The following is a 21,472-nucleotide window of genomic DNA, read 5'->3' as shown; positions in this document are numbered from 1 at the left end:
CAGCCGATAAAGACAAATTGCCTTTCCTGTTTGTTTTGATAACCTTTGCTTATGATTGGTCTCACCGTTCGCCAGATGCGTTATTTCGACGCGCTGGCGCAGACGCTGCATTTCGGCCGCGCCGCCAAGCTTGCCGGTGTCAGCCAGCCGGCACTGTCCTCGCAGATCGCCGAGTTGGAAGAACGACTGAATTGTCGTCTGTTCGAACGCGGCGGCAAGACGGTGCGGATGACCGACGAGGCGCATGCCTTGCAGCCGCGCATCGAGCGCATCCTCGCCGATATCCGTGACGTCGAAACGACGGCTCGACGCGGTCGTCCCGCCATGGAGGGCCGCTTCCGGCTGGGTATCATCCCGACGGTGGCGCCGTATCTGCTGCCGCATGTGCTGCCGGAGCTGAAGAAGCAATACCCTGCCCTGCAGATCGAACTGCGCGAGTCCGTGACCGCATCATTGGTCGAGGACACGGCCACCGGCCGGCTCGACGCCTTTATCGCCGCGCTGCCGCTTGATTATCCGGGCCTCGTCACCGAAGAGCTCTTCCCCGATCGCTTCTTCCTTGCGGTTCCCGCCGGCGATCCGGCCTTCGCCTCGCCGCCCGTGCCGCCCGAAAGCCCGGCGCTGGAGCGGCTGATGCTTCTGGAGGAAGGCCACTGCCTGCGCGAGCAAGCGCTGGCGGTCTGCGGCAATGTGCGGCCGGTGGCGATGGCAAGCTATGGCGCGACGAGTCTCACGACGCTCTTGCAGATGGTGGCGCATGGGCTGGGCGTGACGCTGGTGCCGGAAATGGCGGCACGTGCCGCCGGCGTCATGCCGGACCTGCGGATCGTGCCGTTCCAGGAACCGATGCCGCAACGCCTGATCTGCATGGCTTGGCGCCGCAACAGGGCGCGACAGGATGAATGCGTGGAACTGGCGAGGATCATACGGGCGTTGGATCAGGCGGTGCTGGCGGCGTGAGGCGCCCGTCCATGCCCTTTTCCATCTCTTGCGCCCGATGCTCGGCCCACGACAAGTTTCACGGCACAAAGATCAGAAACACATAGGTAAAAAACACCACGACATGGATCATACCGGTCAGGAACGTCGTTCTTTCGGTGCTGAAGCTTACGCTGCATATGAAAAGCGCCAGCACCAAAAGCACGGCATCGGACGCCGGAAGCCCCAAGGTCAGCCCCCTGCCCGTCAGCAGGCTGGCCGCCGCGACCGCCGGTATCGTCAAGCCGATCGTGGCGCAGGCCGAGCCCATCGCGATGTTCAAGCTGCGCTGCAGCTCATTCTTGAATGAGGCGCGGATCGCAGAGATGGCCTCCGGCATCAACACCAGTCCCGCGATCAATGCCCCCACAATGCTGTCGGCCTGGGTCACCTGGTAGGCGGCGAGCGCATCCTCGACGCTTGCGGCGACCTGCTCGGCGAGCATGACAATTCCGATCAGACCGCACAACAGCAGCAGAGCGCTGATGGCAATGCTTTCATGGGCGACAGTTCGCATTGGAACGTCGTGTGCCTCTCCCTGAACGAAGTCCTCCCGGTGCCGAACGGTCTGGGCGAACACGAAGCTCGCATAAAGCAGCACTGAAAGGACGCTTACAAAACCAAGCTGAGCCGCCGAAAACGTGCCGGGGCCCGTAGCTTGGGTGTAGGTCGGGAGAATAAGCGTCATCACGGTCAGCGCGATCAGAACCGACAGGTAAGCGCTGGTCCCTTGCCGAACGATCGCCTGCTTGCGATGGCGCCAGCCGCCAAGCGTGAGACATATGCCGACAACGCCGGTGGAGGTGATCATCACCGTCGAGAAAACGGACTCGCGCGCCAGCGTCGGATTGTTTTCTCCATGCAGCATCATGGAGACGATGATCGACACTTCAATTGCCGTCACCGCAAAAGTCAGCACCAATGTTCCGTAGGGCTCCCCCACGCGCCGGGCGACCGCCTCGGCATGGTCGAGCGCCACGAAAATGGTGGTGAACATGATGGCGCTCGACAGCGCCCCAACGAGTATCCTGACATCCGGCGACCCTTGGTCAACCGAAAGGCCGCTGGCCCTGACCGCAGCAGCCATCGCCAACGCGGCCAACGGCATCGTGTAGGAAGTCACCGACCGTCCGAAACCAGTCATCCAAGTCCCCCGAACGCCGTGCGTTTGCGCGAACTTAGCGGAAAAGCGCGTGGGGAGCATCTCTCACGGGCATCTTTGCCCGCCAAGCGCACCATTCAAAACACGATTGAGGACCGGGCACCATTTTTGGCGTCGAATGTCTCGATGGCCTTGCGAACCGCCCCACAGAATTTTTCCAGAAGTTCCGGCTCGCTTCCCAGTCGACGGCGCAGCGAGAGGGGTACTTCCAGCTGTGCTCCTTTCCCCGTCAGTCCCCGGTTGACGATGTTTGAATCCTGGATGCCTGGAAATGGATGGTTATCCGTTGTCGTCTGGAAGCCGGCCTCCTGCAGACGCCAGGCTATCTCTGAAACCAACGCGGCGTCCTTGCCGCCCAGGTAGACCGTCGAGGGATCGTCCCGATCCTGACGACCGTGGATAGCGACGACGGTGGACTTCGTCCGCAACAGTTCCAGCGCTGACTCCTCGTCAAAATTCCTGGAGGTTATGTGCAGCTCCCTGTTGCTTTCCGGCATGAGCCCTTCAAAGCAATACATATCGAGATCGCCCCCTGCGATCGTCTCGGTGATCAGGGAGGTGCGGGGTTCGATCTTGCCGCCATGCGGGGCCATGACGATCGCACTGCCGGTTCGCGCGCCACGCCGGACGACGATGCGATAATCTATGTTTTCGATTTTGGCGGCTCTCAGCGCCGCGAAATTTGGAAACTCGTTGTCCATAATGCCGTTTCACGCCGTCTTCTGCGCCACCAGCCCGAGTTCTTCCACCATCGCCTCGCGCATCAGGAACTTCTGCGGCTTGCCGGTCACCGTCATCGGCAGTTCGGTGCGGAAGCGGATATAGCGCGGCACCTTGTAGTGCGCGATCTGGCCGGCGCAGAAGGCCTTGATCTCCTCGGCGGTCGCGATCTGGCCGGGCTTCAAGACGATCCAGGCGCAGAGCTCCTCGCCATATTTGTCGTCAGGAATGCCGAAGACCTGCACTTCCTTGATTTTCGGATGGCGATAGAGGAATTCCTCGACCTCGCGCGGATAGACGTTCTCGCCGCCGCGGATGACCATGTCCTTCACCCGGCCGACGATGTTGCAATAGCCCTCGTCATCGATGGTGGCGAGGTCGCCGGTATGCATCCAGCCCTCGGCGTCGATCGCCTCGCGGGTCTTCTCGACGTCGTCCCAATAGCCCTTCATCACCGAATAGCCGCGCGTGCAGAGCTCGCCCGGCTCGCCCACCGCGACGGTGGCGCCATCGGCGCCGATCGCCTTCACCTCGACATGCGGGTGGATGCGGCCGACGGTGGAGACGCGCTTTTCCAGCGGGTCGTCGACGCTACTCTGGAAGGAGACGGGGCTGGTTTCGGTCATGCCATAGGCGATGGTCACCTGGCTCATATGCATCAGCGACACCACCTTCTTCATCACCTCGATCGGGCACGGCGAGCCGGCCATGATGCCGGTGCGCAGGCTGGAGAGATCGAAGGTCGGGAAATCCGCATGGTCGAGCATGGCGACGAACATGGTCGGCACGCCGTAAAGGCCGGTGCATCGCTCCTGCGCCACCGCTTTCAGCGTCGCGCCGGCATCGAAGCCTTCTCCGGGGAACACCATGGTGGCGCCCTTTGAGACGCAGCCCATCGTGCCCATCGACATGCCGAAGCAGTGATAGAGCGGCACCGGGATGCAGAGACGATCATCGACGGTGAGCCTGATCGCCGAGGTGACGAGATTGCCGTTGTTGACAATGTTGGAATGCGTCAGCGTCGCGCCCTTCGGCGCGCCCGTCGTGCCTGAGGTGAACTGGATGTTGATGGCCTCGCCCGGTTTCAGGCTCTCCGAGATGCGGTCGAGGCTGTCATGCTCATCGCGGCCGGCCATGGCGAGCACATCGCCAAAATTGAACATGCCGGGCGAGTTGTCTTCGCCCATGCGGATGACGATCTTCAGCCCCGGCAGCTTCTTTGCCTTGAGCTTGCCGGGCTCGGCGGTGGCAAGTTCAGGCGCCAGTGTCTCGACCATGCCGAGATAATCGGAGGTCTTGAACTGGGCTGCCGTGACCAGCGCCTTGCAGCCCACTTTGTTGAGCGCATATTCGAGCTCGGTCAGCCTATAGGCCGGGTTGATGTTGACCAGGATGAGGCCGATGCGGGCGGTGGCGAACTGCGTTACCAGCCATTCCCAGCGGTTCGGCGACCAGATGCCGACGCGGTCGCCCTTTTCCAGGCCGAGCGCCAGGAAGCCGGCCGCCAGCGCGTCGACCGTGTCCGACAGCTCGCTCCAGGTGAAGCGCTTGTCCTGGCCGACGAAGACGGCGGCGTCGAGCGTGGCATATTTGCTGACTGTATCGGAAAACAGTTCCGGAACGGTCTTGTCGAGCAGGGGCACCGAGCGGTCGCCCGAGACATGCGCCTTGCCGCCGACCGGAGCGACGAAGGCGCCGCTGGCGCCGCGCGCGCGCAGATTGGTGGCGTTCATAAGCTCGTCGAGTTTGATCGCCATCGCCGTCTCCTCCCGGGGTAGGCCAGCCTATCAGCCTGCCGGGATGGTGGAAACCCGCCGAAGGTATGGGGTCAAAGCATGCCTCCCGAACGTGGGAACCGGTTTCGGGACAAAGACATGCGTGGAAGAAAGAACCTGAGGCGCATGAGCGTATCCGAAGATCGCGACCGCTTAGGCGACCAGCGTGGCCATCTTCGCGGCGACTTCCCGCAACCGCATCTCGTCCGCCGCGTCACGCTGCTTCCTCGAAGCGACGAGACAGGCCTGCGACTTCAGGATCGTGCCGTCGCCCAGCACTCTGAGGTGATTGGCGCGCAGCGTCGAGCCGGTGGTGGTGATATCGACGATGACGTCGGCCAGGCCCGCGGCCGGGGCGCCTTCGGTGGCGCCAAGGCTTTCGACGATGCGGTAAACCTGGATGCCGTGCTTGAGCGAAAAGAACTGCTGCGTCAGCCGCCAGTATTTGGTGGCGATGCGCAAGCGCCGGCCGTGGCGCTGGCGGAAATCGGCGGCGACATCGTCGAGGTCGGCCATATTATCGACATCGAGCCAGATGTCGGGCACCGCCACCACGACATCGGCATGGCCGAAGCCGAGGCGGGCGACGATCTCGGCACGCGCTTCCCAGTCGGCGAGGTTCTCGCGCAAAAGGTCCTCGCCGGTGATGCCGAGATCGACCGCTCCCTGGCCGATCTCGCCGGCGATCTCGGAAGCGGAAAGGAAGGCCACCTCGACATCGTCGAGGCCGTCGATGCGGGCACGGTATTTGCGGTCGTCCTGCGGCAGGGCGACAGTCAAGCCGGCCTTGGCCAGCACTTCAAGAGACTGTTCCTTGAGGCGGCCTTTCGACGGGATCGCCAGCGTGATCATCGTGCGCCCTCCCGCAAGGCTTCGATGCGGTCGAGCCACACCGAGAAGCCGACACCGGGGATTGGCTTCTTCGCGCCGAGCAGCGTCAGCAGCCGGTCATAGCGGCCGCCGCCGACCAGCGGGCGATCGCCGTCACCCGCGGCAATCTCGAAAACGAGACCGGTATAATAGTCGAGCGGGCGGCCGAAGGCGGCGTCGTAGCGGATTTGCGCCGAGGATAGGCCATGCGCCTCGATTGCCTTGGCGCGGGCCGCGAAATTCTCCAGCGCCGGTCCCAGCGACAGGCCGGCATCGGCGGCGAATTTTTCGAGCGCCGCGGTCGCGCCGTTGAGCGCCACGTCGATCTCGAGAAAACCCTTCAGCGCCGAGAAGGCTTCGTCGGACAGCCGCACGCTGCGCAGTTGCGCTTTCTCGATCAGCCTGCGCGCGATATCGGCCGGGGCACGGCCGGACGATGCCGACAGCCCGGCCTCCTCCATGCCGGCGGAGATATGCGCTGACAGACCTTCCGCATCGCCGTCGAGCACCAGCAGGGCGACCGGGCCGGAGAGCTGGCTGTTGCGCGGCGGGTTGGCGAGGTCGGCAAGAGCCGCTTCCAGCATCGGCGCCGAGCCGAAGGCGCGCGCAAGCCGCATGCGCCAGCCGCGCGGCAGGCCGAGGGCCGCCAGCACCGCCTCGAACAGGGTCTGGTCGCCGAGCGTGACGGCGAGCTTCTGTCCCGGCAGCACCAGCGACAGCAGCGCGTGCGCGTCGGCCAAAGAGCGGGCATCGGCCGCGGCCGTATCGCGGTCGCCGAGATCCTCGATGCCGGCCTGGAAGAATTCATTGCCGCCCTCGCGGCGCTGGCGGAACACCTCGCCGAGATAGGAATAGCGGCGCGGGGTTCCGGCCTGGCTGGCGATGTGGTCGAGACAGACCGGAATGGTGAATTCGGGCCGCAGACACAGCGTCTTGCCGGTCTCGCTCTCGGTCAGGAAGATGCGCCGGCGCAGGTCTTCGCCCGCCATGTCGAGGAACGGATCTGCGGGCTGCAGCACGGCGACTTCGACGGCGTGGGTGTCGCGCTCGGCGAAGAGCTTCGTGATGTCGGCGGCGATGGCGGGACGGGAGGTCATGGATAGGTCGGGCGCGAGGCACCCCCCTCTGGCCTGCCGGCCATCTCCCCCGCAAGGGGGAAGATCGGCAGCTTGGAGCTCGGCGCCTCTTCTGTAGCGCCGGCGATTGGCGAAAGCATACGCAACATCCAATCTCCCCCCTTGCGGGGGAGATGTCCGGCAGGACAGAGGGGGGTGTTCAAGCGCCACCTTTCGTGCGATCTGCCGCCTGCGCCGCCAAAATCTTCTTCACCTCGCCAACCAACTCGCCTTCCGCCACCGTCACCTGCGCCGGCCTTGCGGCGCGCCATTCGGCGTTGTCGGTGATTTCCGCCGACATGCGGGCGCCTTCGATCAGGTCCTTGATCTGCAGCTCGCCCTTGGCGCGCTCGTCGCCGCCCTGGATGATGGCGACCGGGCTGCCGCGGCGGTCGGCGTATTTCAGCTGCGCCTTCATGCCGGCGCCGCCGAGATACATTTCGGAGCGGATGCCGGCGGCGCGCAGGTCGGCGACCATCTTCTGGTAGCGACCGAGGCTTTCCGTGTCCTTGTCCATGACCAGCACGACGACCGGAGCAATGACGTCCGAGGTATCGAGCTTGCCGAGGTTCTTCAGCGCCGTCATCAATCGCGAGACGCCGATCGAGAAGCCGGTCGCCGGCACCGGCTCGCCGCGGAAGCGCGAGACCAGCCCGTCATAGCGACCGCCACCGCCGACCGAACCGAAGCGCACGATCTGGCCGTCCTCGTTGGGGATTTCTGCCAACAACTCGGCCTCGAAGACCGGGCCGGTGTAGTATTCGAGGCCACGCACGACGGAGCGGTCCATGGCGATACGGCTTTCGCCATATCCTGCCGCCCTGACCAGAGCTTCGATAGTTGCCAGTTCGCCCACGCCTTCCTGATGCATGGCGTTGGCGCTGACGCTGGAATCCTGGCCGACCTGTCCGTTCCTGGCCGTTGCGAGAAGAACCGCTTCGGCCTGTGCGTCATTCAGTCCGGCGCCCTTGGCGAAATCGCCTTCGCCTTCCTTGCCGCCATCCCACCGCCCCGGGCCAAGCAGGAGCTTCACACCTTCCGGGCCGAGTTTGTCCAGCTTGTCGATGGCGCGCAGGACCGTCAGCCGGCGTCCCGTATTCTCATCACCACCGAGCCCGATCGCCTCCAGCACGCCATCCAGCACCTTGCGGTTGTTGACGCGGATGACGTAGTCGCCGCGCTTGATGCCGAGCGCTTCCATGACATCGGCCATCATCATCGCCATCTCGGCGTCGGCGGCGACGCCCGGCGTGCCGATCGTGTCGGCGTCGAACTGCATGAACTGGCGGAAGCGGCCGGGGCCTGGTTTCTCGTTGCGGAACACCCAGCCCGAGCGATAGCTGCGGTAGGGTTTCGGCAGTTTTTCAAAATTCTCGGCGACGAAGCGGGCGGTCGGCGCGGTCAGGTCGTAGCGCAGCGAGAGCCACTGGTCGTCGTCGTCCTGGAATGAGAACACGCCTTCATTCGGCCGATCCTGGTCGGGCAGGAATTTGCCCAAAGCATCGGTGTACTCGATCATCGGCTGGTCGACCGGCTCGAAACCATAGAGCTCATAGACCGAGCGGATGGTCGCCATCATCTTTTCGACGGCGCGGATGTCTTCGGCGCTGCGGTCGGCAAAACCGCGCGGCAGCCGCGCTTTCGTCTTTTCCGATTTGTCGGCCATAGGATCGGTCTTTTCGTTAAGTAAACACTGACTTATCTGGAGCGGGCGTGTCCTAACCCATGCCAAGTGGTGCGGCAAGGGTTAGCGCCTTTCCTTCTCCCCTTGCGGGAGAAGGTGGCGCCGATCCACCTTCTCCCGCAAGGGGAGAAGGAAAGACTGAAACAATTCCGCCATCGGCGCGGCATGCTGCCGACACAATCGACGACCATAAAGCACGCCGAAACAAGGGGTTCGGGGCCATGACGACGGCTGGAGACATCATCGAGAGCGGCAAATCGGCCAGATTGCGGCCTGCCGGCAGCGCCGCCCTCAGGCCGGCGCAGCAGCCGGCCGGGCCGTTCGAAGTCTCGGCGCAGGCGCGTAAGCCTACGGTGGGCGATGCGCTGGTGACCGGCCTGCTGGTGATCTACCCGGCCTTCGCCGCGATGGCGGCGATCATCGCCGGGCTTTTTCTGACCGGCACCGGCAGCCTCTGACTTCACTCGACGATCGGGGGATCATCATGCAGTTGCAATTTGCGTGCGCGCTTGCCGGCGCGCTGGCCGTTGGCGCGACCGGCGCGGCCAACGCCTGCCAGCCGGGCGACGCCCGTCTTGCCGGCCATTATTACCTGAACGGCGTCATGGAGGTCGGCTCGGAGCTGTTGCTGAAGAAAGACGGCAGCTTCGAATTCGCGCTCGCCTACGGCGCCAACGACCAGTACGGCAAGGGCTGCTGGGTGAGGAAGGGCACGACCGTCGAGATCATCCCGGCCGGCCGCGGTTCCGCCTCCACGCATCACACGCCCGACGATAGCGGCTTCAGCGGGCTGGTGCTGATGGTGTCGGGCTCCAGCCTGGTCTGGAACATCAACGGCAGCGGCCATAAGGGACGCTACGAGAAGTGATGGCCTCTTTCTCTTCTCCCCTTGCGGGAGAAGGTGTCGCCGAAGGCGATGGATGAGGGGTGTTCCAGGGAAAGCCAGCGTCTCACTCCGCTGGAGCACCCCTCATCCGTCTCGGCGCGCCGATCCACCTTCTCCCACAAGGGGAGAAGGAAAAGGCGCGCCTACTTCGGCCGCTTCAGCTTCTTGCGCTCCTTCTCCACTTCGGCGCGGCAGTAGCAGCCTTCGAGATGGTCGTTGACCAGGCCCATGGCCTGCATGAAGGCATAGACGGTCGTCGGGCCGACGAAGCTCCAGCCGCGCTTCTTCAATTCCTTCGATATCCTGACCGACACCGCCGTCGTCGGATTGGCGCGCAGATGCGTGAGGTCGACGACCGACGGCCGCTCCTCCGGGCCCGGCTCGAATTTCCAGAACCAGGCCGCCAGGGAGCCGAACTCGTCAACCATCTCGCGGGCGCGCCTGGCGTTGTTGATGGTCGAGACGATCTTGCCGCGATGGCGGACGATGCCGGCATTGCCGAGCAGGCGCTCGATATCCTCATCGGTGAACGCCGCCACCTTGTCGAAGTCGAAGCCGGCGAAGGCCTCGCGGAAGTTCTCGCGCTTGCGCAGGATGGTCAGCCACGACAGGCCCGACTGGAACCCTTCCAGGCAAATCTTTTCGAACAGCCGGCGGTCATCCGTTACCGGCCGGCCCCATTCATGGTCGTGGTAGTGGAGATAATCCGGCAGGTTGCCGTGCCAGAAGCAGCGCGCCCTACCATCGGGGCCGTCGAGAATGCCGGCATGTTCAGTTGCCATCGCTAGCAAATCCATTCGTTAATGCGCCTCGGCGCCGAGTTTACCGTGGCTTTACCAGATTCCTGAACCGGCCGGTAACCACACCAAAAGGTTTACTGACAAAGCGGGATTTTACGCATCCCGATTCATGCTTTGCTTGCCGCTCCGCGCCAAGGATCGCGAAACCGAGGGCGCCTCCCCGCCCCGGATGAGTTCGACGATCAAGGTGCGTTCCGATGAAGACAGCGTTTTGTTCCCTGCTCGGTGCTGCGGTGTTTCTTGCCGCCGGCGCCATGACCTCCTTTGCCAATGACCGCTATGCCGACATGCCGCCTGTAACGGTGAGCCCCGACCTTTCGGCGCCCTGGGTGCTGCAGCTTGGCCATGCGCCGGGCATCGTGCGCCCGACCCGGCAGGCAACGCAGCAGCCGCTGCGCCGGCTGTTCCAGGCGCAGCCCGACCAGCAGCGCACGGCGGCCGTGCAGCAGCCCGCCAAGCGCATGGTGGCGCGGCCGCAGATCAACCCGATCTACCTGCCGCAGGAAGTCGCCTATGACGGGCCGGCGAAACCGGGCACCATCGTCATCGATACGCACCAGAATTTCCTCTATCTGGTCGAGAAGGACGGCAAGGCGCGCCGCTATGGCGTCGGCACCGGCAAGCCGGGCTTCGAATGGTCGGGCACGCACAAGATCACCGACAAGAAAATATGGCCGGACTGGCGTCCCCCGGCGGTGATGATCAAGCGCGAGGCGGCCAAGGGCCGTTACCTGCCGACCTATCTGGCGGGCGGTATCGAGAACCCGCTCGGCGCGCGCGCGCTCTATCTCGGCACCACCGAATACCGCATCCATGGCACCAACCAGCCCTGGACGATCGGCGGCGCGGTGTCTTCCGGCTGCATCCGCATGCGCAACGAAGATGTTGTCGACCTCTACGAGCGCGTCAACGTCGGAACCACGGTCGAGGTGATATAGTCATCACGAATCAGCCGCTCAGGCGCAAATGGTCGTTTTTGGTGCTTGGTGTTGCCCTCAAGCCATAGCGCTCTTCTGGAAGAGATGCTTAGACTGCCAACGAGAACGAGTTAACGGGGGACGGGTCGTGTGGGGATACGGCCGGTCACGAAAAGGCAGCGCGGGCAACCGCGCTGCCTTTTCGATTTTGAGCTCTTGTCTGATGCCTGTCGTTCTCCCAGAATCGCTCGCACTTTTGGGCGATAGGCATAGTGCGACAGGTCGCCCCGAAAGCAGGGCGTTTCGTTTCCGGGGCTGATTTCCCGGCAATCCTCTGCTATTGCAGTGCACAAATCTCAATTGTTACGCAATTCCGGACGGGAAGCCGCTTCAGCGCTTTTCCTCGAATTGCTCCAGAGGCAGAGGTGCCAGCCATGACCAGGACCGACGACAGCCGCTACCTGAAAGGCGGTCCGGTCGCCCAGCGCATCATCGCTTCGGTGCGCGAAGACGCGGCGATCGCCACGGCCGAAGGCTTCCCGCCGAAGCTGGTTTCGATCACCGTCGGCGATACCGCCGCGGTCGACGTCTACGTGCGCAACCAGCGCGCCAAGGCGGCACTTGCCGGCATCTCCTTCGAGGAGCGGCGCTTCGCCGCCGACATCACCGCCGGCGAGTTGGAAGCCGCGATCCACGGCCTCAACGCCGATCCGCGCGTCACCGGCATCATCATCCAGCGGCCGGTGCCGGTGCATATCCCGATCAAGACGCTGCAGGCGGCGGTGCATCCGCTGAAGGACGTCGAAGGCATGCATCCGGCCTCGATCGGCAACATCGTCTACAACCAGCTCGATCTGGCGCCCTGCACGGCGGCGGCCTCGGTCGAATTGCTGAAGGAAACCGGGCTCGATCTCAAGGGGCTCGAGGTCGTCGTCGTCGGCCATTCGGAGATCGTCGGCAAGCCGATCGCCTTCCTGTTGATGAGCGAAGGCGCGACGGTGACGGTCTGCCACCACATGACGCGCTCGGTGGCAGCGCACGCGCGCCGCGCCGACGCACTGTTCGTCGCCGTCGGCAAACCGCGGCTGATCAAGGCCGACATGGTGAAGCCGGGCGCTTGTGTCATCGACATCGGCATCAATTCGGAGGTCGGCCCTGACGGCGAAAGCCGCATCGTCGGCGACGTCGACACCGACAGCGTCAAGGAAGTCGCGTCCTGGATCACGCCGGTGCCCGGCGGCGTCGGCCCGCTCACCGTGGCGATCCTGCTGCGCAACACCATGGTAGCGCTCAACCGCCAGCGGGCGCTTTACCGCGCGACCTATGGGGTGCCGGACCAACTCGCGGCGGAATAGCTCACTATTCGGCAGCGACAAGCTTGGCGTCAGAAACGCCTTCCGGCTTCGGGCCGCCATAAGCCCAGTCGAGCAATTTTATCGTATGCACCACCGGCAGCTTGGCGGCGGATGCGATCTGCGTGATGCAGCCGATGTTGCCTGTCGCAACGATCTCGGCGCCCGTTGCCTCGATATTGCGGACCTTGCGGTCGCGCAGCCTGGCCGAGATCTCCGGCTGCAGGATGTTGTAGGTGCCGGCCGAGCCGCAGCAGAGATGCCCCTCGCGCGGCTCGCGCACGACGAAGCCTGCTTTGGTCAAAAGCTCCTTCGGCTGGCGGGTGATCTTCTGCCCGTGCTGCATCGAGCAAGCGGAATGGTAGGCGACGATCGTGCCCGGCTTGCGCACCGGCTCAGGCAGGTCGAGAGCGGCGAGATATTCGGTGACGTCCTTGGCCAGCGCCGAAACCCGCGCCGCCTTTTCGGCATAGGCCGGATTGAGGCGCAGCATGAAGCCGTAATCCTTGATCGTCGTGCCGCAGCCGGATGCGGTGACGATGATGGCGTCGAGCCCGCCTTGCTCGATGGCGCGCATCCAGGCGTCGACATTGCGCCTTGCCGAGGCAAGCGCCTGATCCTCTCGACCCATGTGATGGACGAGCGCGCCGCAGCAGCCCTCGCCTTCCGGCACCACCACCTCGACGCCCAGCCTTGTCAGCAGGGAGATGGTGGTTTCGTTGATGGCCGGGTCGAGCACCGACTGCGCGCAGCCGGTGAGGATGGCGACGCGGCCACGCTTTGCGCCCTGCCCGGCATGCGTGCCGGGCGAGGCAAACGGCGACGCCGGAGGTATCGACGAGGGCGCGAGCTTCAGCATGGCCGCGACCGGCCTCAACGCCGGCAGTTTTTCGAACAGGCCGATGAACGGCCGGCCAAGTCCGGCCAGTCTCAGCGCGGCGCGGAAGCGGCCTGGATAAGGCAGGACGAAGGCCAGCATGGCGCGCGTCAGCCGGTCGAGCAGAGGGCGCTTGTAGGTCTCCTGGATATGGGCGCGGGCATGATCGACCAGGTGCATGTAGTTCACGCCTGACGGGCATGTCGTCATGCAGGCAAGGCAGGACAGGCAGCGGTCGATATGGGTGACGATCTCCTTGTCGGCCGGCCGGCCGTTCTCCAGCATGTCCTTGATCAGGTAGATGCGGCCGCGCGGTGAATCGAGCTCGTTGCCCAATGTCACATAGGTCGGGCAGGTGGCGGTGCAGAAGCCGCAATGCACGCATTTGCGCAGGATTTTTTCCGATTCCGCGACATGCGGATCGGCAAGCTGGGCAGCTGAGAAATTGGTCTGCATTGCAATGCTCTGTTTAGACGCAATTCCGAACGAAAAACCGTTTCACACTTTTCCTGGAATTGCTCTAGGCCATGCGGCCGGGGTTGAGAATCTGCTTGGGATCGAACTCGGCCTTGAGCCGGGCCGACAGCGCCGCCAGATGCGGCGGCTGCGGCTCGAACACCGGCAGGGCCGCGCGATGCGGGGCCGACGCGCGCACCAGCGTCGCGTGGCCGCCGCCGTGCTTGCGGATCAGTCCGCGCAACAGATCGGCCTCCGGGTCGTCTTCGCGCATCGACAGCCAGACCAGCCCGCCTTGCCAGTCATAGAAGGCATCGACCGCCGCCTGCATGCGCAGGGCCATCACCATGTGATGCGCCTCGGACGGCGCCATCGAAACGCGCCAGACCGGCCGCGCGCCGCCGTCGGCGAAAGGAGTGCAATCGCGAATGTCGCGCCAGATGGTTTTCGAAGGCTCGCCGGCGATCTCTTCCAGCGGCCCGGCCTTGCCGAGCAGTTGTTTCAACGCCTCGATGCGATAGACGACCGACGGACCAAACCCTTCGACGCGCAGCAGCGTCGCGGCATCGCTGCCGTGCTTGCCGCCGGCGACGCGCGCGGCGATGCGCTCCGGCAGATGCGCCGCGCTCGACACCTCGGCGCTGGAGCCCAGCGCCAGCGCCATGGCGGCCACGGCTGCATCGTCGAGCAAACCGCGGATGGCCAGCGTCACCTCTGTCTCGGCCGCCGGCAGGACCTTGAAGGTGACGTCGGTCAGCACCGCGAGCGTGCCCCAGCTGTTTGCCATCAGCTTGGAGAGATCATAGCCGGTGACGTTCTTGACCACACGCCCGCCCGACTTGAAGGCCTCGCCACGGCCGGAGACCGCCGATATGCCGAGGATATGGTCACGCGCCGCACCCGCCTTTAGCCGCCGCGGACCGGAGAGGTTCGACGCCAGCACGCCGCCGATCGTGCCGTTCTTGCCCCCTTGGCCCGGCTCACCGCCGAGCAGCGGGCCGTAATCCATCGGCTCGAAGGCGAACTGCTGGCCGTTCTCGGTCAGCAATTGCTCGATTTCGGCGAGCGGCGTCCCGGCTTTGGCCGACAGCACCAACTCGGCCGGTTCGTAGAGGGTGACGCCGGTGAGCTTCGAGAGATCGAGCGTGTGCTCGGTCTGCTGCGGACGGCCGATGCCGCGCCTGGAGCCATGACCGAGGATTTCCAGCGGCGTTTCCTCGGCGGCTGCCCATTGGACAGTGGAGAGGATTTCGGCGGAGGTGGCGGGGGTGAAGGTGGTCATGGGCCGCGTTCCTTCGCACCCCCCTCTGTCCTGCCGGACATCTCCCCCGCAAGGGGGGAGATCAGATGTCGCGTAGGGTTTCGCCAATTTTCAGCGTTGAAGAAAAGGCGAGGCGCCTGAACTGCTAATCTCCCCCCTTGCGGGGGAGATGTCCGGCAGGACAGAGGGGGGTGTTCAAGCGCCGACGTATCCACTCAAAACCTCGGAATATCCGGAAACGCCACTTGGCCGCGATGCACATGCATGCGGCCCAGCTCGGCGCAGCGGCGAAGCTGCGGGAAGACCTTGCCGGGGTTGAGAAGATGGTTGGGATCGAAGGCGCATTTGACGCGCATCTGCTGGTCGAGGTCGATCTGGTTGAACATTTCCGGCATCAGGTCGCGCTTCTCGACGCCGACGCCGTGCTCGCCGGTCAGCACGCCGCCGACCTCGACACAAAGCCGCAGGATATCGGCGCCGAAACTCTCGGCCTTGTCGAGCTCGCCCGGCACATTGGCGTCGTAGAGGATCAGCGGATGCAGATTGCCGTCGCCGGCGTGGAAGACGTTGGCGACGCCGAGGCCATATTTCTCCGACAGGCCGCGCATGCCGGCGAGCACGCGCGGCAGTTCCTTGCGCGGGATGGTGCCGTCCATGCAGTAATAGTCGGGCGAGATGCGACCGACCGCCGGGAAGGCCGCCTTGCGTCCGGCCCAGAAGCTCAGCCGCTCCTGCTCCGACTGCGAGATGCGGCAGGTGGTCGAGCCGTTCTTGTAGGCGATAGCCTCCACGAGGCCGATCAAATGGTCGACCTCGACGCTTGGACCGTCGAGCTCGACGATCAGCAGCGCCTCGACGTCGAGCGGGTAGCCGGCATGGACGAAATCTTCCGCCGCGTGGATCGCCGGACGGTCCATCATCTCCATGCCGCCGGGGATGATGCCGGCGCCGATGATGTCGGCGACGCACTGGCCGCCCTCTTCGCTGGTCGGAAAGCCGATCAGCAGCGCGCGCGCCGTCTCCGGCTTCTTCAGGATCCGCACCGTCACCTCGGTGACGACGCCAAGCAGGCCTTCCGAGCCGGTCATGACGCCGAGCAGGTCATAGCCTTCCTGGTCGAGATGGCTGCCACCAAGGCGCACCACCTCGCCATTCATCAGCACCATCTCGATGCCCAGCACATTGTTGGCGGTGAGCCCGTATTTCAGGCAATGCACGCCGCCGGAGTTTTCGGCGACATTGCCGCCGATCGAGCAGGCGATCTGGGAAGATGGATCGGGGGCGTAATAAAAGCCCTCCTGCTCGACGGCGATGGTGATGCCGAGATTGGTGACGCCCGGCTGCGCGACGACGATGCGGTTGGGATAGTCGATCGCCAGGATGCGGTTGAAGCGGCTCATCACCAGCAGCACCGCGTCCTCCAACGGCAGCGCGCCGCCGGACAGCGAGGTGCCGGAGCCGCGCGGCACGACGCGGATGTTGCGGTCGTTGCAGTATTTCAGGACGCGCGACACCTGCGCCACCGTTTCCGGCAGCACCACGACCAGCGGCAGCTGCCGGTAGGCGGTGAGGCCGTCGCTTTCGAAGGCGCGCATTTCATTGGCCGTGTCGACGACCCCCTCGCCCGGCACGATGATGCGCATGTCGGCGACGATCTCGCCGCGCCGGCGCATCGTCTCGGCGTCTGGCTTGGGCATGGCTAGGCCGGACATCGGGCGGGCCTCATCTCGCTTGACTGGTCAAAATCTTTTACCAGCCTGACAGTTTCGTTGCAAACGCTGCTTTGGTTGCATCCGATGGCAAGCGTAGCCGTGAGCTTCCGCAGCGGCAATCTGCCGCTGGCTTTCTCCCCCTTGAGGGCCTGCAAGGGAGAGACTACTCCCCCGGATGTCTGACCGGTTCGGAGTGCATCCTGCGCACGCGGCGCACGCCCCACCAGACGAGCAGGATAGCGACCGGCACAGACGCCGCGGTGACAATTTCGGGCGCGAAAGCGTGGCCGAAGATCGAGGCGCCCTTGGCGACATAGCCGATGAGGCCGACGACATAATAGGATACGGCGGCGACGGAGAGGCCTTCGACGGTCTGCTGCAGGCGCAGTTGCAGCCGGGCGCGATTGTTCATAGAAGCCAGCAGGTCGCGGTTCTGCTTTTCGACCTCGACGTCGACCCAGGTGCGCAGCAGCGTGGTGGCGCGGGTGAGTTTTCGCGACAGGTTGGCCTGGCGCTCTTCGACCGAACGGCAGGTGCGTATGGCCGGCGCCATGCGCCGCAGCAGGAAACCCGCCCAGGTATCGTACCCCTGCACCGGCTCTTCATCCAGCGCCTCAAGCCTTTCGGTGACGATGCCGTCATAGGCACGGCTGGCGCCGAAACGGTAGAGGCTGGACGCAGCGTCGGCCTCCAGCTCTGCGGCGAGTTCGGTCAGGCCGGCGAGCAAGGTCTGGCTGTCGCGTGTTTCGACGCCTTTCATTTCCAGCGTGGTCTGCGCCAGGCGATCCTCGATGCGGCGGGCACGGCCCGACAGCGTCAACGCCAGCGGCAGGCCGAGCATGGCAAGTGTCCGGTAGTTCTCGATATCGATCAGCCGCTGCGACAAAGCACCAGTACTGGCCGGCGTCAGGCCGCGATCGAGCACCAGCATCCGGGTCAGGCCGTCGCCGTCCTGGCGAAAATCGGTGATGATGGCGGCCGCGCCCCGCTCGACCAGCGAATAACACAGGCTGGTCGGGTCGAAGTCGGCAATCAGCTTTTCGCTCGCCTGCGTCCATTTGCGGATCTCGAGGCGGATGCCGGAAATCACCGCGCCCGGGGGCGAGAAGCCGTTGCCGAAGGGCGAATCCTCCTGGCCCCGGCCGTTCTCGGCCAGCGGCCCCTCCCAGAGATAGGTCGAGAATTCCGTATGCCGCTCCCAGCGCAGCGTGCCCTTGCCCCACTTCATGGCATGATGGCGCGCGTAGCGTTCGGGCGCGGCGATGCCCAGCCGCCGCGACAATTCCGAGAGCACGGCATGGTCGACCGCGGTGCCGCCCTCGGTCATGAAGGAAAGCTGGATGAGCACGCGCGGTTTTTCGATCAGCGGGTGCGGACGGGCATGGACCTCGCCCAATGCGCCCGGTCGCCCTTCATGCGCCGGAAAACCCATCACGCTGCCTTGGGCGCGCGGCTGGAATTCGAGATTGGACATCTCGTCAGACACGGCTGGTCCCCCTGTTTTCGACCCTTCGTGCAACCCGGTCGTCTTGCGGCAATCGGCAAGACGCGTAAACAGCAAATATTAGCAGCCGGAGACGGCGGCGCGCGGCGAGCGATCCGACCGGATTGGACAAATTGGATAAATAATTTGACCAGTTGGCGACAGACGCTTTAATCTGGACGACATCCGTTCCGTTCTCCAGGCGCCTCTCTTGAGCGACATTTTCTCCAGGATCGAGCATTCACGCACCGCCGACGAGGTGGTGCAGCAGATCGAGAGCCTGATCCTCGAAGGCGTGCTGCGCACCGGCGACCGGCTGCCCGGCGAGCGCGAGCTGGCGCGCCAGTTCGACGTGTCGCGGCCGATCCTGCGCGATGCGTTGAAGGCGCTGGAATCCCGTGGCCTGCTGACGACGCGACCAGGCGGCGGCACGCATGTCGCCGACGTCATCGGCCAGCTTTTCACCAAGCCGGTGACGGACCTCATCTCCACGCACCGCAAGGCGGTGACCGACTATCTGGAGTACCGCCGCGAGATCGAAGCGGTGGCGGCCGAATATGCGGCGCGCCGGGCAACGCCGGAAGATCTGGCGCTGCTGGACCGCATCATGGCGCGCATGGACGAGGCGCACCGGACCGGCGACTTCGACGACGAGGCGGAGATCGACGTCGAGTTCCATCATGCGGTGTGCGAATGCGCGCACAACATCATTTTGCTGCACACGCTGCGTTCCTGCTACCGGCTGCTGTCGGAAGGTGTGTTCCAGAACAGGCTCCTGGTCTTCGGCGTCCCCGGCGCGCGCGAAGCGCTGCTTGACCAGCACCGCGCCATCCACACCGCGATCAAAGCCGGCGATCCTGTCGCGGCGCGCAAAGCGGCGATGGAGCACATCACCTATGTCGAGCGCTCGATGGCGGAAGCCGAGCGCAGCGGCGACTGGCAGCGTATATCCAGGCTGCGCCTCAGGCAGCGCTCCGATGCCGGCGATATCGAACCCACACGCAAACGCTCCTAGCCATCAGCGGGGAACCTGTCATGAGCGAAATTCTCACCATCGCCGACCTCAAGGACCTGGCACGCCGCAGGGTGCCGAAGATGTTCTTCGACTATGCCGATTCCGGCGCCTGGACGGAGAGCACCTACCGGGCCAACGAAGAGGATTTCGGCAAGATAAAATTCCGCCAGCGCGTGCTGGTCGACATGAGCAACCGCTCGCTGGAATCGACTATGATCGGCCAGAAGGTGGCGATGCCGGTGGCGCTCGCGCCGACCGGGCTTACCGGCATGCAGCACGCCGACGGCGAGATGCTGGCGGCACAGGCGGCGGAAGAGTTCGGGGTGCCGTTCACGCTGTCCACAATGAGCATCTGCTCGATCGAGGATGTCGCCTCGGTTACCAAGAAACCGTTCTGGTTCCAGCTCTATGTGCTGCGCGACAAGGATTTCGTGCTCGACCTCATCGACCGGGCCAAGGCTGCAAAATGCTCGGCGCTGGTGCTGACGCTCGACCTGCAGATCCTCGGCCAGCGCCACAAGGATGTGCGCAACGGACTTTCGGCGCCGCCCAAGATGACGCTTGCCAACATCGTCGACCTTGCCCTCAAGCCGCGCTGGTGCCTGGGGATTGCCGGCACAAAGCGCCGCACCTTCCGCAACATCGTCGGGCACGCCAAGGGCGTCGGCGACGTCTCTTCGCTATCGTCCTGGACGACAGAGCAGTTCGATCCGCATTTGTCGTGGAAGGACGTCGCCTGGATCAAGGAGCGCTGGGGCGGCAAGCTGATCCTGAAAGGCATTCTCGACAAGGAGGACGCGCTGATGGCGGCCGAGACCGGCGCCGACGCGATCGTGGTCTCCAACCATGGCGGGCGTCAGCTCGACGGCGCAGCCTCCTCGATCTCGGTGCTGGAAGAAATCGCCGATGCGGTCGGTGACAGGATCGAAGTCCATATGGACGGCGGCATCCGCTCCGGCCAGGACGTGCTCAAGGCGCTCTGCCTCGGCGCCAAGGGCACTTATATCGGCAGGCCCTTCCTCTATGGCCTCGGCGCGATGGGCAAGGACGGCGTGACCAAGGCGCTCGAAATCATCCGCAAGGAAATGGACATCACGCTGGCGCTGTGCGGCAAGCGCCTCGTCATCGACATGGGCAAGGAGCAATTGCGTCGCTAGGATGTTCTTCATCGGTCGGCATTAGCCTGGCGGCAGCACCCATACCGAAAAGACGCCCACCGTGACCGAAATCGGCATCCATTATCTCGACGCAAGCGGGCCCGACGGCATACGGCTCTACGCCATCGGCGATGTGCATGGCCGTCATGACCTGCTCGCCGCCATGCACCAGCACATCGAGAGCGAGTTGGAATATGCGCCCGACTGGCGCATCATCCATCTCGGCGACTATGTCGACCGCGGGCCGGACTCCAGAAGCGTCATCGATTTCCTGATCGAGGCGCAAAAACGCGACGCTCGCAACATCATGCTGGCCGGCAACCACGATATCGGCATGCTCGAATTTCTTGCCGATGCAGAGCCGGACGGGCTGTTCATGAACTACGGCGGCGTGCAGACGGCGCAGTCCTATGGCGTGGATCTTGCGCGCGATGCCCATTGGTTCGGCAAGGCGGAAGCCGTGCGGCGGGGGCACGCGGCCCTGGTGAAAGCCGTGCCGCGCAGCCATGTCGACTTCCTGCGCTCGCTGGTCTTTTCGGTGACCTTCGGCGATTTCTTCTTCTGCCATGCAGGCATCCGCCCTGGCGTGCCGCTCGACAAGCAAAGCCAGCAGGACCTGATCTGGATCCGTGACGCCTTCCACGACCATCCAGGGCTTTTTTCAAAGGTGATCGTGCACGGGCACACACCCGTCCCGCAAGCCGAGGTGATGGGCAACCGGGTCAATGTCGACACGCTTGCCTGGAAATCGGGAACGCTGAGCGCGCTTGCCGTCAATGGCGACGACAAACGCATCCTGACAGTCCATGGAAAAGCGCTCTAGACCTGTCGCGGTCCGGGGCGTGCTTCCGATTTTTGTCGAGGCTCAGTTCAGCGAGGCGGTGACGCCGTAGCCGTCGACGGCCCGGTGGTTGGTCGCTGCGTCGGCGGCATAAATGCCCAGGCCGCAGAGCACGATGGCAGACAGCATGACAAAAGACAGGAGAGCTGCTTTCACGGACGTCATCTCTGGTTAAGCTTTCTGCATCTGGGCACGAGGCGGTTACCAATGCGTTGAAACGGTAAAATGCGTCTCAATGTTTCGACGATTTCGCGCTTCTAGGCAGATTCTGTATCGCCGGTGTGTCGGCTGGATCACACAAAAGGTTCATGGCGGTTGCACTGACGATACAAAGCGCGCCCTCTTAGGCGAGCGGCCGGACACAAACCAAGGATGAAGAGCGTTTTCCCCAGACGGAAGCGCTGAGGCGTG

Annotated in this window: 20 protein-coding genes; 8 read left to right on the top strand and 12 right to left on the bottom strand. The window is 64.2% G+C overall.

Translation table 11 applies throughout. The features are described from left to right. Window positions 1-51 precede the first annotated feature (51 nt). Window positions 52-960 (top strand): hydrogen peroxide-inducible genes activator, encoded by a 909-nt coding sequence (locus YU3_RS0100170; protein ID WP_027164330.1) that lies wholly within the window; start codon window positions 52-54, stop codon window positions 958-960. 58 nt (window positions 961-1,018) lie between these two features. Here YU3_RS0100170 and YU3_RS0100165 read toward each other — a convergent pair whose 3' ends face one another. From YU3_RS0100165 to hisS, 6 genes are all read right to left on the bottom strand, one after another. After that, entirely contained in the window at window positions 1,019-2,122 is a 1,104-nt protein-coding gene (locus tag YU3_RS0100165; RefSeq protein WP_027164329.1) for a calcium:proton antiporter, read from the bottom strand. Between the two features lie 95 nt (window positions 2,123-2,217). Further along, complete coding sequence (locus tag YU3_RS35720) at window positions 2,218-2,841, bottom strand: poly-gamma-glutamate hydrolase family protein (protein ID WP_036257571.1); 624 nt, start codon at window positions 2,839-2,841, stop codon at window positions 2,218-2,220. A 9-nt stretch (window positions 2,842-2,850) separates the two neighbouring features. After that, a complete protein-coding gene (locus YU3_RS0100155) occupies window positions 2,851-4,617 on the bottom strand; it encodes an AMP-binding protein (RefSeq protein WP_036257568.1) in 1,767 nt (588 codons plus the stop codon). A 171-nt stretch (window positions 4,618-4,788) separates the two neighbouring features. Next, window positions 4,789-5,487 carry an ATP phosphoribosyltransferase gene (gene hisG / locus YU3_RS0100150; protein WP_027164327.1) on the bottom strand — a complete coding sequence of 233 codons (699 nt, stop codon included), beginning with the start codon at window positions 5,485-5,487 and terminating at the stop codon, window positions 4,789-4,791. Beyond that, window positions 5,484-6,602, bottom strand: coding sequence for an ATP phosphoribosyltransferase regulatory subunit (locus tag YU3_RS0100145; protein WP_027164326.1), 1,119 nt, complete (start codon window positions 6,600-6,602; stop codon window positions 5,484-5,486). The genes hisG and YU3_RS0100145 overlap by 4 nt, the downstream gene beginning before the upstream one ends. A gap of 178 nt (window positions 6,603-6,780) precedes the next feature. Continuing rightward, window positions 6,781-8,286 (bottom strand): histidine--tRNA ligase, encoded by a 1,506-nt coding sequence (gene hisS, locus YU3_RS0100140; protein ID WP_027164325.1) that lies wholly within the window; start codon window positions 8,284-8,286, stop codon window positions 6,781-6,783. Window positions 8,287-8,525: 239 nt separating this feature from the next. Here hisS and YU3_RS0100135 point away from each other — a divergent pair, with 239 nt between their 5' ends. Both YU3_RS0100135 and YU3_RS0100130 read left to right on the top strand, forming a co-directional pair. Beyond that, window positions 8,526-8,762: a hypothetical protein gene (locus YU3_RS0100135; protein WP_027164324.1), complete on the top strand. Its 237-nt coding sequence runs from the start codon at window positions 8,526-8,528 to the stop codon at window positions 8,760-8,762. Window positions 8,763-8,788: 26 nt separating this feature from the next. After that, a complete protein-coding gene (locus YU3_RS0100130; protein ID WP_036257564.1) occupies window positions 8,789-9,172 on the top strand; it encodes a hypothetical protein in 384 nt (127 codons plus the stop codon). Between the two features lie 161 nt (window positions 9,173-9,333). On the opposite strand, the gene YU3_RS0100125 is transcribed toward YU3_RS0100130, so the two are convergent. Next, a complete protein-coding gene (locus tag YU3_RS0100125; RefSeq protein ID WP_027164322.1) occupies window positions 9,334-9,972 on the bottom strand; it encodes a DNA-3-methyladenine glycosylase I in 639 nt (212 codons plus the stop codon). A gap of 215 nt (window positions 9,973-10,187) precedes the next feature. Between YU3_RS0100125 and YU3_RS0100120 the strand changes: the two genes are divergently transcribed. Together YU3_RS0100120 and YU3_RS0100115 are read left to right on the top strand one after the other, a co-directional pair. Next, window positions 10,188-10,928, top strand: a complete 741-nt coding sequence (locus YU3_RS0100120; RefSeq protein ID WP_027164321.1) for a L,D-transpeptidase — start codon at window positions 10,188-10,190, stop codon at window positions 10,926-10,928. Between the two features lie 413 nt (window positions 10,929-11,341). Continuing rightward, window positions 11,342-12,262: a bifunctional 5,10-methylenetetrahydrofolate dehydrogenase/5,10-methenyltetrahydrofolate cyclohydrolase gene (locus YU3_RS0100115; RefSeq protein WP_027164320.1), complete on the top strand. Its 921-nt coding sequence runs from the start codon at window positions 11,342-11,344 to the stop codon at window positions 12,260-12,262. A gap of 4 nt (window positions 12,263-12,266) precedes the next feature. Here YU3_RS0100115 and glcF read toward each other — a convergent pair whose 3' ends face one another. The 4 genes from glcF to YU3_RS0100095 all read right to left on the bottom strand — a co-directional run bounded on the left by glcF (window position 12,267) and on the right by YU3_RS0100095 (window position 18,051). After that, entirely contained in the window at window positions 12,267-13,592 is a 1,326-nt protein-coding gene (gene glcF / locus YU3_RS0100110) for a glycolate oxidase subunit GlcF (RefSeq protein ID WP_027164319.1), read from the bottom strand. 64 nt (window positions 13,593-13,656) lie between these two features. Further along, window positions 13,657-14,874 (bottom strand): FAD-binding protein, encoded by a 1,218-nt coding sequence (locus tag YU3_RS0100105; protein ID WP_027164318.1) that lies wholly within the window; start codon window positions 14,872-14,874, stop codon window positions 13,657-13,659. A 194-nt stretch (window positions 14,875-15,068) separates the two neighbouring features. Beyond that, complete coding sequence (locus YU3_RS0100100; RefSeq protein WP_027164317.1) at window positions 15,069-16,565, bottom strand: FAD-linked oxidase C-terminal domain-containing protein; 1,497 nt, start codon at window positions 16,563-16,565, stop codon at window positions 15,069-15,071. A 163-nt stretch (window positions 16,566-16,728) separates the two neighbouring features. Next, window positions 16,729-18,051, bottom strand: coding sequence for a DUF3422 family protein (locus tag YU3_RS0100095; protein ID WP_027164316.1), 1,323 nt, complete (start codon window positions 18,049-18,051; stop codon window positions 16,729-16,731). Between the two features lie 208 nt (window positions 18,052-18,259). Between YU3_RS0100095 and YU3_RS0100090 the strand changes: the two genes are divergently transcribed. The 3 genes from YU3_RS0100090 to YU3_RS0100080 all read left to right on the top strand — a co-directional run bounded on the left by YU3_RS0100090 (window position 18,260) and on the right by YU3_RS0100080 (window position 21,043). Further along, window positions 18,260-19,063: an FCD domain-containing protein gene (locus tag YU3_RS0100090; protein WP_027164315.1), complete on the top strand. Its 804-nt coding sequence runs from the start codon at window positions 18,260-18,262 to the stop codon at window positions 19,061-19,063. Between the two features lie 20 nt (window positions 19,064-19,083). After that, entirely contained in the window at window positions 19,084-20,220 is a 1,137-nt protein-coding gene (locus YU3_RS0100085; RefSeq protein ID WP_027164314.1) for an alpha-hydroxy acid oxidase, read from the top strand. A gap of 61 nt (window positions 20,221-20,281) precedes the next feature. Continuing rightward, entirely contained in the window at window positions 20,282-21,043 is a 762-nt protein-coding gene (locus YU3_RS0100080) for a metallophosphoesterase (RefSeq protein ID WP_027164313.1), read from the top strand. A 42-nt stretch (window positions 21,044-21,085) separates the two neighbouring features. Here YU3_RS0100080 and YU3_RS42065 read toward each other — a convergent pair whose 3' ends face one another. Beyond that, window positions 21,086-21,217 carry a hypothetical protein gene (locus tag YU3_RS42065; protein WP_263481599.1) on the bottom strand — a complete coding sequence of 44 codons (132 nt, stop codon included), beginning with the start codon at window positions 21,215-21,217 and terminating at the stop codon, window positions 21,086-21,088. Between the last annotated feature and the right edge of the window lie 255 nt (window positions 21,218-21,472).

Origin of the sequence: Mesorhizobium sp. WSM3224 (assembly GCF_000427725.1) — a bacterium.
Classification (GTDB): domain Bacteria; phylum Pseudomonadota; class Alphaproteobacteria; order Rhizobiales; family Rhizobiaceae; genus Mesorhizobium.
Note: the sequence above shows the minus strand (reverse complement) of the source record. Positions and strands in the feature narration are given on the sequence as shown.

What these genes read in the sequence shown, in the direction of transcription:
- YU3_RS0100170 (WP_027164330.1), top strand. Translation starts at nt 52, where the DNA reads ATGATTGGTCTCACCGTTCGCCAGATGCGTTATTTCGACGCGCTGGCG.
- YU3_RS0100165 (WP_027164329.1), bottom strand. Translation starts at nt 2,122, where the DNA reads ATGACTGGTTTCGGACGGTCGGTGACTTCCTACACGATGCCGTTGGCC.
- YU3_RS35720 (WP_036257571.1), bottom strand. Translation starts at nt 2,841, where the DNA reads ATGGACAACGAGTTTCCAAATTTCGCGGCGCTGAGAGCCGCCAAAATC.
- YU3_RS0100155 (WP_036257568.1), bottom strand. Translation starts at nt 4,617, where the DNA reads ATGGCGATCAAACTCGACGAGCTTATGAACGCCACCAATCTGCGCGCG.
- hisG (WP_027164327.1), bottom strand. Translation starts at nt 5,487, where the DNA reads ATGATCACGCTGGCGATCCCGTCGAAAGGCCGCCTCAAGGAACAGTCT.
- YU3_RS0100145 (WP_027164326.1), bottom strand. Translation starts at nt 6,602, where the DNA reads ATGACCTCCCGTCCCGCCATCGCCGCCGACATCACGAAGCTCTTCGCC.
- hisS (WP_027164325.1), bottom strand. Translation starts at nt 8,286, where the DNA reads ATGGCCGACAAATCGGAAAAGACGAAAGCGCGGCTGCCGCGCGGTTTT.
- YU3_RS0100135 (WP_027164324.1), top strand. Translation starts at nt 8,526, where the DNA reads ATGACGACGGCTGGAGACATCATCGAGAGCGGCAAATCGGCCAGATTG.
- YU3_RS0100130 (WP_036257564.1), top strand. Translation starts at nt 8,789, where the DNA reads ATGCAGTTGCAATTTGCGTGCGCGCTTGCCGGCGCGCTGGCCGTTGGC.
- YU3_RS0100125 (WP_027164322.1), bottom strand. Translation starts at nt 9,972, where the DNA reads ATGGCAACTGAACATGCCGGCATTCTCGACGGCCCCGATGGTAGGGCG.
- YU3_RS0100120 (WP_027164321.1), top strand. Translation starts at nt 10,188, where the DNA reads ATGAAGACAGCGTTTTGTTCCCTGCTCGGTGCTGCGGTGTTTCTTGCC.
- YU3_RS0100115 (WP_027164320.1), top strand. Translation starts at nt 11,342, where the DNA reads ATGACCAGGACCGACGACAGCCGCTACCTGAAAGGCGGTCCGGTCGCC.
- glcF (WP_027164319.1), bottom strand. Translation starts at nt 13,592, where the DNA reads ATGCAGACCAATTTCTCAGCTGCCCAGCTTGCCGATCCGCATGTCGCG.
- YU3_RS0100105 (WP_027164318.1), bottom strand. Translation starts at nt 14,874, where the DNA reads ATGACCACCTTCACCCCCGCCACCTCCGCCGAAATCCTCTCCACTGTC.
- YU3_RS0100100 (WP_027164317.1), bottom strand. Translation starts at nt 16,565, where the DNA reads ATGTCCGGCCTAGCCATGCCCAAGCCAGACGCCGAGACGATGCGCCGG.
- YU3_RS0100085 (WP_027164314.1), top strand. Translation starts at nt 19,084, where the DNA reads ATGAGCGAAATTCTCACCATCGCCGACCTCAAGGACCTGGCACGCCGC.